Below are 12035 nucleotides of genomic sequence, written 5' to 3' on the forward strand. Positions count from 1 at the left end.
TGACAAGGGTTTGGCAAGCATTAGCAATTCCATAACGCCACTGTTCCAGAATTGGCATTATGGAAATCAAATTCAAGAGCCCTGGCCATGAATGAACTCCTGATCATCGCCGATCCGCACCTGATGACGGAACGCCGCGCCTGGCTCGAAAACCTGGCCCGCGAACGCCGTCTTTCCGGACATACGCTCGATGCTTACGAGCGCGACACACGCCAGTTCCTGACCTTCATGACCGGTCACCTCGGCGGCCCCACGACTCTGCGCGACGTCGAGGCGCTGCGCCCGGCAGACTTCCGCGCCTTTCTGGCCGCCCGCCGCAAGGAAGGTTCCGGTGCCCGTTCCGTGGCTCGCAATCTCGCCGGCATTCGCTCTTTCCTGCGTCACCTTGAAAAGAAGGGTCTCGTCAATGCAGCAGGGGCGAGCGCGGTGCGCTCACCGAAGCAACCGAAATCTCTCCCGAAGCCCCTGTCGGACAAACAGGCCATCACCGCGGTCAGCAATGAATCGCAGCTCCATGACGAGCCATGGATTGCCGCGCGCGACGCCGCCGTCATGACGTTGCTTTACGGCTGCGGTCTGCGCATTTCTGAAGCGCTCGACCTGACGCCCGCCGATGTCAGGACCGGCACCACCACGCTGCGCATCACCGGTAAAGGCAACAAGACGCGCCTCGTGCCGCTGCTGCCAGTCGTCCTTGAAGCTGTCGCTAAATACCGGCAGCTCTGCCCTATTCATCTTGACGAAGGCGAGCCGCTCTTTCGTGGTTCCCGCGGCGGCAAACTGCAGCCAGCGATTATTCAGCGGGCCATGCAGAAGCTGCGCGGCGCCTTTGGCCTGCCCGAGACTGCCACCCCGCATGCGCTGCGCCACTCCTTCGCCACGCATCTGCTGGCCGGTGGCGGCGATCTGCGTACCATCCAGGAATTGCTCGGCCATGCCAGTCTTTCCACCACACAGGTCTATACCGGCGTCGATGCATCAAGGCTCCTGGAGGTATATGATAGGGCGCATCCACGCGCATAAGCCTTCGTTAACGCTGTCTCTTAAAGGAATATGCGCAAGCCCGGCGTAGAGCATGAGGCTTGAAGCACATGTGACCGGATTACCATCATGACGATATCCATCGGCCACCGCACTTTCCACATCGCGCAGTCGGGCAATATCCTGCTCTGGCTGATCGCCGCCTTTCACATGCTGCTGGCCGCCGCATTGCTTGCAGTCATCTTCTCGGTCACGCCGGCCGATGCCGCTGAAGACAGCTGCGGCGGAAAGGACCTTCTCAGCGAGCTGCAGCAGAACGAACCGGCCCGCTATGCCGAGGCGGTGAAAGAGGCAGATGCCACCCCGAACGGCAAAGGTATTTTCTGGAAGATCGAGAAGCCCGGTCTTAAGCCCTCCTGGCTCCTCGGCACCATGCACGTCACCGATCCACGCGTCCTGAACCTGCCGCCCCGCGCGCAGGAAGCCCATGATGGCGCCGACACGATCGTCATTGAATCCGACGAAATCCTCGATGAGAAGAAGGCCACTGCATCGCTTCTGATGAGGCCGGACCTGATGATGTTCACGGACGGCACGACTATCGAAAAGCTTCTTTCGCCCGAGGACTATACCCGCCTCGAGGACGGACTGAAGCAGCGCGGCATCCCGCTCTCGGCCGTTTCGCGCATGCGTCCCTGGATGATCGCAAGCGCCGTCGCTCTTCCCGCCTGTGAAATGGCCCGCAAGGCCAAGGGCGTGCAGTTTCTCGACCAGAAGATCGCAGCCGATGCGGCCACGGAAGGCAAACAGGTCAAGGGGCTCGAAACCCTGGCCGAACAGTTGCAGGCCATGGCCGAGCTACCGACCGAGTTTCATCTGAAGTCGCTGATCGAAACTCTGGAACTCGGAGCCAAGATGAATGATGTCGTCGAGACCATGACCGACATTTATCTCTCCGGCGATATCGGCATGACCATGCCCATGCTGAAGACCGTCACGCCCGAAGGCAGCGAAGAAGACAGCGATTATGCCGCCTTCGAGCAACGCATCATCCTCGACCGCAACAAGGTGATGGCCGAACGTGCCGCACCGATCCTCGCCAACGGCAACGTCTTCATGGCCGTCGGCGCCCTTCACCTGCCGGGCAAGGAAGGCGTCATCGAATTGCTGCGCCAGCAGGGCTTCACCGTCACCGCGGTTAACTGACCGCCTTTAGCCGGCAGTCATTCGCCGCAAGACATCAGTCTTCCAGTAAAACTGATGAACCAGCGCGCCGAAGACATGCGTGACGATGACGATCCAGAGAACGAGCTTCAGGACGTCAGCATGCAGTGAGCCCAGTGCCTCGACACCAAAATAATAGGCCGCAATGCCTGAAGCAGGCAGAGCGAGCAACAACAGATAGAGGCTCGCATGCACCAGCCGCTCAGCGAGCCGAAAGATCGTCGGCTCCTCCGCAGCTTCGGGCGGTACACCCTGCACGAAGCGCAGGGTGAGCCTGAGGATCGTCACGATCAGGATCGCGATACCGACATAGGCATGGATGTTGGCTGAAGCGATCTGTTCCGGCGACGGCGTGCCGCCATGGCGGACAAGCCGCCGCCACGTATTCATGCCGTCAGGAAATAGAAGATTGAAGAGGACCAGGAGTACGGTCACCCAGTGGAGGAACCGTTGGGAGAGGCTGTAACCGACAACGACACGATCACCCATTTTCTTGTCTCTCATCAAATAGTCGGCAGATCTTGCCTACCAAATGAAAATGCCGCCCGCCCGAAGGCAAGCGGCATTATGAATGATTGCTGATATTTAATCTTACATATGGATCGGCTTGAAGAAGGCGGCGAGTGCTGCTTCCTTCACGGCCTCAGACATGGTCGGATGCGCATGGCAGGTGCGGCCGAGGTCTTCGGCTGAACCACCGAATTCCATCAGCACGGCAATCTCGTGGATCATCTCGCCGGCACCGAAGCCAACGATATGGCCGCCGAGCACGCGGTCGGTTTCCTTGTCCGACAGGATCTTCACGAAACCATCGGTTGCCAGCATCGCACGGGCACGGCCGTTTGCCGTAAACGGGAACTTGCCAACCTTGTAGGCGATACCGGCGGCCTTCAGCTCTTCCTCGGTCTTGCCGACGGAAGCGACTTCCGGCTGCGTATAGACGACGCTCGGAATGACGTCGTAATTAACGTGGCCGTGCTGGCCGGCGAGGATTTCGGCAAGCGCCACACCTTCGTCTTCGGCCTTGTGCGCCAGCATCGGTCCCTTCACAACGTCGCCGATAGCGTAGATGCCATCGACATTGGTCTTGAAGTGGCCGTCGATTTCGACGCGGCCACGATTGTCGAGCTTGACGCCGGCCTCTTCCAGGCCAAGGCCCGCCGTGTAGGGAATGCGGCCGGTCGAGATCAGCACGACATCGGCTTCGAGCGTCTGGGCCGCACCACCTGCGACCGGCTCGAATGTCACCTTGGCGCCCTTTTCAGCCTTTTCGACACCGGTCACCTTGGAGTTCAGCTTGATATCGATACCCTGCTTTCCGAGCATGCGCTGGAACTGCTTGGAGACATCGGCATCCATCGCGCCGAGGATCTTGTCGAGAAACTCGATGACGGTCACCTTTGCGCCAAGGCGCGACCAAACCGAACCGAGCTCGAGACCGATGACACCGCCCCCGACGACGATCATCGTTTCAGGCACTTTTTCCAGCGCAATGGCGCCGGTGGAGGATACGATGATTTTCTCATCGAGATCGACCTTCACGCCCGGAATGCCGGCGACGTCGGACCCGGTGGCGATGACGATGTTCTTGCCCTCGATCTGCTGAACCGAGCCGTCTTCGGCGGTCACGGAAACCTTGCCGGCGGAGACGATCTTGCCGGTGCCATGGAACGCATCGATCTTGTTCTTCTTGAAGAGGAAAGCAACACCGTCGACATTGGACTTCACGGTCGCATCCTTGTGCGCCAGCATCTTGTCGAGATTGAGCTTCGGAGCAGCGACTTCGATGCCGAGCTCTTCCATGTGATGTGTTGCGTGGAACATTTCCGAAGCGTGCAGCAGTGCCTTGGATGGAATGCAGCCGACATTCAGGCAGGTGCCGCCATAGGTCGCGCGCTTTTCCACGACTGCGACCTTGAGGCCGAGCTGCGCGGCCTTGATTGCCGCGACATAACCGCCGGGGCCGGTTCCAATAACAATCACATCATAGGACATTGCTTTTCCCTTTACGTTATTGATTAAAGCGTGTCGCGATCTTTCAGATTCGCTTGCCGCGCTTTAAGTTCTTGTTGTCGCATGTCGTTACCGCAAAACCGCTGCGCACTTTTGCGCGACGTGCTTTAGCGCCCGCCGCTCACATTGAGGATCGCGCCTGTTATGTAGGATGCCGACGGCGACAGCAGGTAGACGATTGCATCGGCCACCTCTTCCGCCTCTCCGGCTCGCTTCATCGGGATCGATGAAGCCATTTCTTTCGGCCTGTCCGGCTGCCCGCCGGAGGCATGGATATCCGTCTCGATGATGCCGGGGCGGATCGCATTCACTCTGATGCCTTCGGCCGCGACTTCCCTGGAGAGCCCGATCGTGAAGGTGTCGATGGCTGCCTTGGAGGCGGCATAGTCGACATACTGTGTAGACCCGCCAATGACAGCCGCCATCGAGGAGATATTGACGATCACGCCGCCCTGCCCGCCATGCCTGGAGGACATGCGCCTCACCGCCTCACCGGCACAAAGGATGGAGCCGGTTACATTGATCCGCATCATCCGTTCGAGACGATCGGCCGACATTTCATCGACACGCGCGGTGTAGTCGACGATACCGGCATTGTTCACCAGCCCGTCCAGTCGCCCAAAATGCTTGTCGACCACCTCGAACATCGAGACGATATCGGCGGCATTGCCGACATCACCCCTGATCGCGATCGCGTCGCCGCCGGCCTTCTTGATCTCTGAAACGACGGCATTTGCCGCATCCTCGTTCGAGGCGTAGTTCACCGCAACACGCCAGCCATGGCGCGCAGCAACCAGGCAAGCGGCAGCACCAATGCCGCGGCTGCCGCCGGTCACGAGCAGAACGGGACCATCAGTCATTGTGCACATCCCTTGAAATCGAGAACATCCCACGGCGCGACCTTTGCCTTGCCGTCACCCCAGGCCGAAGACTGGCGTATCGCCGGGCCGAGGCCGGGAAAGACGATCTTCTCCGCCGCCGGGCTGTCGCCGGACTGCAGATTATCGAGCCCGCCATTGGCGCTTGCGCGATAAACGAAGCCCTGCCAGACCATGCAGGCATCGAGATCGGCACCGGTGACATCGCCATCCGGGCAGTTGAACATCACCATGCCCATGGTCCGCTCCGGATCGTCGGAGGACATGACATAGCCATTCATGACGACCGGGCTCTTCAACGCGCTGAGCTTGAACTGATGGGTCGAGGTCATGGCCTCGGAGGTAATCGGCGAAAAGCGCAGTTCATAGGCGCCATCACGATCTCCATAGATCGCGCTGGCCTGCTTGCACTCGGCAGCGACGGCGGAAACCGGCGCGCAGGACAGTGCGGCGATGACGATCGCTGCCAGACCTTTCCGTTTCATCGCCATGTGCTCCCCACTCATTATAGGTTCGGCCTTCTGCGCCCGTCGGCGTTTTCGATGACCTGGAAATCCGTCAGCAGCACCAGTGGATGCTCTTCCTTGTCCATGCCCCAGAACACCGGATAGAAGCCGTCGCCCGAGCCGCTCCAGAAGATCGCGACATTGCCCTTCTTGCCGGTCACTGGCCGGTGCAGGGCATAGACACCCTTGTTGGCATCAAGCTCCGGGGCGAGCACGTCGTTATAGTAATTCGCGTCGGAATCGGGCTTCTGGGTCTGCACCTGTTGCTCGCGCTCCCCGATCAGATCGAGCGTATCGGCATCCATGTAGCTGCCGAGGCCTGCATCGACGGGGTAGCCGAAGATCTCGTCATCCTTGAGCGTCGCGATATCCTGACCGGGAACGGTCGCAAGCTCCCAATGATCGGGCTTGCCTTCGCCGAAACGCATGCTGGCGGCGGCAACACGCCCGAAAGCCTCATAGAGCCGCACCGGATAGTCGCCTGCAGGAACCGTTCTTGCGAAGGCCGGCCGGTCCGGCTGCGCCAGCGGATCAGCGGCGACGATATGGCCGGACGTGAGCTCGACATTGCCCATATCAACCGTCTTGAGAGAGCGTGCGGAAAGCTCCGCATCGCTAAGCGACACGAGGTCGAAATTGCTGCTCGCCTTGTTCACGTCGAAAGCGAGAGCCGAGACCGGCATGAAGGCAACCATGGCACAGAATGCTGCGCCTGCCGCTCGCATGATCCGGTCTCGCATGGCAGATCGCTCCGCTTAGAGGTCCAGAACCAGACGTTCCGGATCTTCCAGGCTTTCCTTGACGCGCACGAGGAAGGTCACGGCTTCCTTGCCGTCAACGATGCGGTGATCGTAGGAGAGCGCCAGATACATCATCGGGCGGATGACGACCTGACCGCCGATGGCGACCGGACGTTCCTGGATCTTGTGCATGCCGAGAATGCCCGACTGCGGTGCATTGAGGATCGGCGAGGACATCAGCGAACCGTAAACGCCACCATTGGTGATGGTGAAGGTGCCGCCCTGCATTTCGGCCATCGAGAGCGAACCGTCACGAGCTGCCTTGGCGAGACGGCCAAGTTCCTTCTCGACTTCGGCAATCGACATCTGGTCGGCGTCGCGGATGACCGGGACGACGAGGCCCTTGTCCGTGCCGACAGCCATGCCGACGTGGCAGTAGTTCTTGTAGATGATGTCGGTGCCGTCGATTTCGGCGTTGACGGCCGGCAGTTCCTTCAGGGCATGCGTGACGGCCTTGGTGAAGAAGCCCATGAAGCCGAGCTTCACGCCGTGCTTCTTCTCGAAGACATCCTTGTACTTGTTGCGCAGGTCCATGACGGCCTTCATGTCCACCTCGTTATAGGTGGTGAGCATGGCAGCCGTGTTCTGTGCATCCTTCAGGCGCTTGGCGATCGTCTGGCGCAGGCGCGTCATTTTCACGCGCTCTTCGCGGGCAGCATCTTCGACCGTCGACGGGCCGCGCGCGGCAACGGGTGCCGCCGGAGCAGCAGCGGCCGGAGCGGCGGCAGCCTTGGCGACGGCGGCGATGACATCACCCTTCAGAACCTGACCGCGCTTGCCGCTGCCATCGACCTGCTCGGCCGACAGATTGTTTTCTGCGAGCATCTTTGCCGCAGCCGGAGCCGGCGGCATGGACGATACCGACGCGGCGGGAGCAGCGGCAGCTGCTGCCGGAGCAACCGGCGTCGGGGCCGGAGCCGCAGGTGCTGCAGCCGGGGCGGCGGCAGCGGGCGCAGCAGCGGCGGCCGCACCTTCGGCGATCTGGCCGAGAAGCGCGCCGAGACCAACCGTCTCGCCAGCCTGGGCGACGATTTCCGAGAGCGTGCCGGATGCCGGCGCCGGAACTTCGATGGTCACCTTGTCGGTTTCAAGCTCGAGAATGGGCTCGTCAGCCTTGACGGCGTCGCCGACCTTCTTGAACCAGGTGCCGACGGTTGCCTCGCTGACGGATTCACCGAGTGTTGGAACGCGGATTTCTGTGGCCATTGTTCAAATCCTGATTGTGCTTGTTATCGTGTTAGATAGCGGTCCCGGTTTGCGGCCGGAGAATGATTGAGGGCATTGGCGAGACATCGAAACGGAAACCGAGGCCGGAAGAGACGATCGGGTCGGCATCGGCAAGCGCCTGTGCCGCCACCTGGTCCGCAGCCTCGACGACCGCGATGCCGAATGCCCCATCGCCCGCGAAGACGGGGCCGACGGCAATCGCCGATCCCGCAAGAGCGTTCTGGTGCCAATATTCGGCATGGCGCTTCATCGCCGCCATCTCCTCCCCGGTCCCGTCGTGCGGGAACGTGGAGCGCGGCGGCACAAGTTTCATGAAGAAATATGCCATCGCGCTTCCCCCTTTTTGTTAGCCGCCCAGCGCATCCTCGAGGAATGCTGCGAGCTGCGACAGGTGCTTGGACATCAGGCCCGTTGCCGGCGAAGCGGCGGCCGGGCGGCCGGTGTAGCGAACGCGCTGATACTTCGCATCGATATGAGCAAGAACCCATTCCAGATACGGGTCGATGAACGACCAGGCGCCCATGTTCTTCGGCTCTTCCTGGCACCAGACCATTTCCGCGTTCCGGAAGCGGGACAGCTCGTTGATGAGCGCCTTGGCCGGGAACGGATAGAGCTGTTCGATGCGCAGCAGGTAGATGTCGTCGATGCCGCGCTTTTCACGCTCTTCCAGAAGGTCGTAATAGACCTTGCCGGTGCAGATGACGACGCGACGGATCTTGGCGTCCTTCTGCAGCTTGATCGGGCCGTCCTTGATGACCTCGGCATCGTCCCACAGGAGACGATGGAAGGAGGATTCACCGGCCATTTCGGCAAGCGTCGAGACCGCGCGCTTGTGGCGCAGCAGCGACTTCGGCGTCATCAGGATCAGCGGCTTGCGGAAGTCGCGCTTCAGCTGCCGGCGCAGGATGTGGAAGTAGTTCGCCGGTGTCGTGACGTTGGCGACCTGCATGTTGTCTTCAGCGCAAAGCTGAAGATAACGCTCCAGACGGGCCGACGAATGTTCCGGACCCTGACCTTCATAGCCGTGCGGCAGCAGGCAGACGAGACCCGACATGCGCAGCCACTTGCGTTCGCCGGAAGAGATGAACTGGTCGAACACGACCTGCGCACCGTTGGCGAAGTCGCCGAACTGGGCTTCCCAGAGTGTCAGCGCATTCGGACGAGCGAGCGAATAGCCGTATTCGAAGCCGAGAACGGCTTCTTCCGAAAGCATCGAGTTGATGACTTCGTAACGGGCCTGCGTCGGCGACAGGTTTGCCAGCGGGATATAGCGTTCTTCGGTTTCCTGATCATAGAGAACCGAATGGCGCTGCGAGAAGGTGCCGCGTTCGCAATCCTGGCCGGAGAGCCGGATCTTGTGGCCTTCGACAACGAGCGAGCCGAAAGCAAGTGCTTCCGCCATTGCCCAGTCGAGGCCCTCGCCGCTCTGGATCATGTTAGCGCGGTTTTCCATGAAGCGCTGGATCGTGCGGTGCGCGTTGAAGCCATCAGGAATTTCCGACAGCTTGCGGCCGATATCCTTGAGCGTCTTCATCGGCACGGCGGTCTTGCCGCGGCGCTGTTCGTCGGCATTGTCTGCGGTGCGCAGGCCCGACCACTCGCCGTCCAGCCAGTCGGCCTTGTTCGGCTTGTAGTGCTGGCCGGCCTCGAATTCCTGCTCGAGATGCGCGCGCCAGTCGGCCTTCATCTTTTCGACTTCGCCGTCCGTAAGCAGGCCTTCGCGGACGAGGCGATCAGCATAGAGCTGCAGAACCGTCTTATGGCCGCGAATGACCTTGTACATCTTCGGCTGCGTGAACGACGGCTCATCGCCTTCGTTGTGGCCGTAGCGGCGATAGCAGAACAAGTCGAGCACCACAGGCTTGTGGAACTTCATGCGGAATTCGGTCGCGATCTTGGCTGCGTAGACGACGGCTTCCGGATCGTCGCCGTTGACGTGCAGGATCGGCGCCTCGATCATCTTGGCAACGTCGGACGGATAGGGCGACGAGCGCGAGAAGGCCGGGTTCGTCGTGAAGCCGATCTGGTTGTTGATGATGACATGCATCGTACCGGCAACGCGGTGGCCGCGAAGACCGGAAAGACCGAGGATTTCGGCAATGACGCCCTGGCCGGCAAAGGCCGCGTCGCCGTGAATCAGGAGCGGCAGAACCTTGGCGCGCTCGGACAGCGGGATGATATCGCCGTCCCACACCGTAGCGCTCATGTCCTGCTTGGCGCGGGCCTTGCCCATGACGACAGGGTCGACGATTTCGAGATGCGACGGGTTCGCGGTCAGCGAGACATGCACCTTGTTGCCATCGAATTCACGGTCGGAGGAAGCGCCAAGATGGTACTTCACGTCGCCAGAACCTTCGACTTCGTCCGGCGCGTAGGAACCGCCCTTGAACTCGTGGAAAATCGCGCGGTGCGGCTTGCCCATGACCTGGGAGAGCACGTTCAGGCGGCCGCGATGGGCCATGCCGAACACGGCTTCCTTGAGGCCGAGGTGGCCGCCGCGCTTCAGGATCTGTTCGAGCGCTGGGATCAGCGATTCACCGCCGTCGAGGCCGAAGCGCTTGGTGCCCTTGAACTTGACATCGAGGAACTGTTCGTAGCCTTCGGCTTCGACGAGCTTGGCGAGGATCGCCTTCTTGCCTTCGGCCGAGAAGGCAACGCCCTTATCCGGACCTTCGATACGTTCCTGAATCCATGCCTTTTCTTCCGGATTGGAGATATGCATGAATTCGACGCCGAGCGTCGAGCAATAGGTGCGCTCGAGAATCTCGATCATCTCGCGAATGGTCGCGTATTCGAGACCGAGCACGTTGTCGATAAAGATCTTGCGATCGTAATCTGCAGCCGTGAAACCGTAATTTTCAGGCGCAAGCTCGTGATAATCATCTACCGGGGCGGCGATGCCGAGCGGATCAAGCTTGGCATGCAGGTGGCCACGCATGCGATAGGCGCGGATCATCATGATGGCGCGGACGGAATCGCGCGTCGCCTGCAGCACATCGGCTGCATTTGCCGGCTGGCCAGCGGCTTCGGCCTTCGCCTTGACCTTGGTCTCGATGACCTTTTCGACGATGCCCCAGTCGCCATCCAGCGCCGAGACCAGATCGCCGCTTGCCTGCAGCGGCCAGTTCTTCTTGCGCCAGGAAGCGCCCTTGGCCGCCTTCTTCACATCAGCGGGGTCTTCTTCAAGCGCCTTGAAGAAAGACCGCCACTGGTCGTCTACCGAGTTGGGATCGTCTTCATAACGGGCGTAGAGCTGCTCGATATAGGCAGCGTTGGCGCCATCCAAAAACGAGGTGATCTGAAATTGCTCGTTGGCTTCTTGCCGTGCCATGGTGTTACGCGGACGCTTCCGCCCGCCTCCTGACTTAGATGAATTTGCCGGCTTCATCGCCGGCTGCCGCATTCCGATTGCCGCCTGTCCGCGGCGCATCCGCTTTGAAATGAAGAGCCGGGCGGAGGCCGGGATGCCGTTCCTCCGCCCGGGGTATATAAGTTGGATTAGCCCTTGAGGACTTCAACCAGCGTCTTGCCGAGGCGGGCCGGAGATGGCGACACCTTGATGCCTGCCGATTCCATTGCCGCGATCTTCGATTCCGCATCGCCCTTGCCGCCGGAAACAACAGCACCGGCATGGCCCATGGTGCGGCCCTTCGGCGCGGTACGGCCTGCGATGAAGCCGGCCATCGGCTTCTTGCGGCCCTTCTTGGCTTCGTCCTTGAGGAACTGTGCCGCGTCCTCTTCAGCCGAGCCGCCGATTTCGCCGATCATGATGATCGAGGTCGTGGCTTCGTCGGCCAGGAACATTTCGAGCACGTCGATGAACTCGGTGCCCTTGACCGGGTCGCCGCCGATGCCGACTGCCGTCGTCTGGCCGAGACCTTCATTGGAGGTCTGGAAGACGGCTTCGTAGGTCAGCGTGCCCGAGCGGGAAACGATACCAACGGAACCCTTGCGGAAGATCGAGCCCGGCATGATGCCGATCTTGCATTCTTCCGGCGTCAGGATGCCCGGGCAGTTCGGTCCGAGCAGACGCGACTTGGAACGGTCGAGGCGGGCCTTGACGCGAACCATGTCCATGACCGGAATGCCTTCGGTGATGCAGGTGATGAACGGGATCTCGGCGTCGATCGCTTCGATGATCGCATCGGCGGCACCTGCCGGCGGAACATAGATGACGGACGCGTTGGCGCCGGTCTTTTCCTTGCCCTCGGCAACAGTTGCGAAGATCGGCAGGCTTTCGCCCTTGGAGCCGGTCCAGGTTTCGCCACCCTTCTTCGGGTGAATACCACCGACCATCTGCGTGCCGTAGTAAGCGAGCGCCTGTTCGGTGTGGAACGTGCCGGTCTTGCCGGTTAGGCCCTGAACCAGAACCTTGGTGTCTTTGTTGACGAGAATGGACATGCGAG

Annotated in this window: 11 protein-coding genes; 2 read left to right on the forward strand and 9 right to left on the reverse strand. The window is 60.8% G+C overall.

Features of this window, described 5'->3' with window-relative positions; all coding sequences use genetic code 11:
- Positions 1-87: 87 nt before the first annotated feature.
- A complete protein-coding gene (locus FHT93_RS22360; RefSeq protein ID WP_113013280.1) occupies positions 88-1023 on the forward strand; it encodes a tyrosine recombinase XerC in 936 nt (311 codons plus the stop codon).
- A gap of 87 nt (positions 1024-1110) precedes the next feature.
- Complete coding sequence (locus FHT93_RS22365) at positions 1111-2187, forward strand: TraB/GumN family protein (protein ID WP_113115395.1); 1077 nt, start codon at positions 1111-1113, stop codon at positions 2185-2187.
- A gap of 6 nt (positions 2188-2193) precedes the next feature.
- Here FHT93_RS22365 and FHT93_RS22370 read toward each other — a convergent pair whose 3' ends face one another.
- From FHT93_RS22370 to sucD, 9 genes are all read right to left on the reverse strand, one after another.
- Positions 2194-2709 carry a cytochrome b/b6 domain-containing protein gene (locus FHT93_RS22370; protein WP_246781705.1) on the reverse strand — a complete coding sequence of 172 codons (516 nt, stop codon included), beginning with the start codon at positions 2707-2709 and terminating at the stop codon, positions 2194-2196.
- A gap of 87 nt (positions 2710-2796) precedes the next feature.
- Positions 2797-4200 carry a dihydrolipoyl dehydrogenase gene (gene lpdA, locus FHT93_RS22375; RefSeq protein WP_183849525.1) on the reverse strand — a complete coding sequence of 468 codons (1404 nt, stop codon included), beginning with the start codon at positions 4198-4200 and terminating at the stop codon, positions 2797-2799.
- 125 nt (positions 4201-4325) lie between these two features.
- The gene (locus tag FHT93_RS22380; RefSeq protein WP_113115398.1) at positions 4326-5078 is read right to left on the reverse strand and encodes an SDR family oxidoreductase; all 753 of its coding nucleotides are present in this window, start codon (positions 5076-5078) and stop codon (positions 4326-4328) included.
- Positions 5075-5602 (reverse strand): hypothetical protein, encoded by a 528-nt coding sequence (locus FHT93_RS22385; RefSeq protein ID WP_183849527.1) that lies wholly within the window; start codon positions 5600-5602, stop codon positions 5075-5077. Before FHT93_RS22385 ends, FHT93_RS22380 begins: the two co-directional genes overlap by 4 nt.
- Positions 5602-6342, reverse strand: a complete 741-nt coding sequence (locus tag FHT93_RS22390; RefSeq protein ID WP_183849529.1) for a DUF4241 domain-containing protein — start codon at positions 6340-6342, stop codon at positions 5602-5604. The genes FHT93_RS22385 and FHT93_RS22390 overlap by 1 nt, the downstream gene beginning before the upstream one ends.
- 15 nt (positions 6343-6357) lie before the next feature.
- Positions 6358-7608 (reverse strand): 2-oxoglutarate dehydrogenase complex dihydrolipoyllysine-residue succinyltransferase, encoded by a 1251-nt coding sequence (gene odhB, locus FHT93_RS22395; protein WP_183849531.1) that lies wholly within the window; start codon positions 7606-7608, stop codon positions 6358-6360.
- Between the two features lie 31 nt (positions 7609-7639).
- A complete protein-coding gene (locus FHT93_RS22400) occupies positions 7640-7957 on the reverse strand; it encodes a YciI family protein (RefSeq protein WP_183849533.1) in 318 nt (105 codons plus the stop codon).
- An 18-nt stretch (positions 7958-7975) separates the two neighbouring features.
- Positions 7976-10960: a 2-oxoglutarate dehydrogenase E1 component gene (locus FHT93_RS22405; protein ID WP_112545609.1), complete on the reverse strand. Its 2985-nt coding sequence runs from the start codon at positions 10958-10960 to the stop codon at positions 7976-7978.
- A gap of 167 nt (positions 10961-11127) precedes the next feature.
- Positions 11128-12030, reverse strand: coding sequence for a succinate--CoA ligase subunit alpha (gene sucD / locus FHT93_RS22410; protein ID WP_112545610.1), 903 nt, complete (start codon positions 12028-12030; stop codon positions 11128-11130).
- Positions 12031-12035 lie beyond the last annotated feature (5 nt).

It is taken from the genome of Rhizobium sp. BK379, assembly GCF_014193955.1.
Taxonomy (GTDB): domain Bacteria; phylum Pseudomonadota; class Alphaproteobacteria; order Rhizobiales; family Rhizobiaceae; genus Rhizobium.

What these genes read in the sequence shown, in the direction of transcription:
- FHT93_RS22400 (WP_183849533.1), bottom strand. Translation starts at nt 7,957, where the DNA reads ATGGCATATTTCTTCATGAAACTTGTGCCGCCGCGCTCCACGTTCCCG.
- FHT93_RS22380 (WP_113115398.1), bottom strand. Translation starts at nt 5,078, where the DNA reads ATGACTGATGGTCCCGTTCTGCTCGTGACCGGCGGCAGCCGCGGCATT.
- sucD (WP_112545610.1), bottom strand. Translation starts at nt 12,030, where the DNA reads ATGTCCATTCTCGTCAACAAAGACACCAAGGTTCTGGTTCAGGGCCTA.
- lpdA (WP_183849525.1), bottom strand. Translation starts at nt 4,200, where the DNA reads ATGTCCTATGATGTGATTGTTATTGGAACCGGCCCCGGCGGTTATGTC.
- FHT93_RS22390 (WP_183849529.1), bottom strand. Translation starts at nt 6,342, where the DNA reads ATGCGAGACCGGATCATGCGAGCGGCAGGCGCAGCATTCTGTGCCATG.
- FHT93_RS22385 (WP_183849527.1), bottom strand. Translation starts at nt 5,602, where the DNA reads ATGAGTGGGGAGCACATGGCGATGAAACGGAAAGGTCTGGCAGCGATC.
- FHT93_RS22370 (WP_246781705.1), bottom strand. Translation starts at nt 2,709, where the DNA reads ATGAGAGACAAGAAAATGGGTGATCGTGTCGTTGTCGGTTACAGCCTC.
- odhB (WP_183849531.1), bottom strand. Translation starts at nt 7,608, where the DNA reads ATGGCCACAGAAATCCGCGTTCCAACACTCGGTGAATCCGTCAGCGAG.
- FHT93_RS22365 (WP_113115395.1), top strand. Translation starts at nt 1,111, where the DNA reads ATGACGATATCCATCGGCCACCGCACTTTCCACATCGCGCAGTCGGGC.
- FHT93_RS22360 (WP_113013280.1), top strand. Translation starts at nt 88, where the DNA reads ATGAATGAACTCCTGATCATCGCCGATCCGCACCTGATGACGGAACGC.
- FHT93_RS22405 (WP_112545609.1), bottom strand. Translation starts at nt 10,960, where the DNA reads ATGGCACGGCAAGAAGCCAACGAGCAATTTCAGATCACCTCGTTTTTG.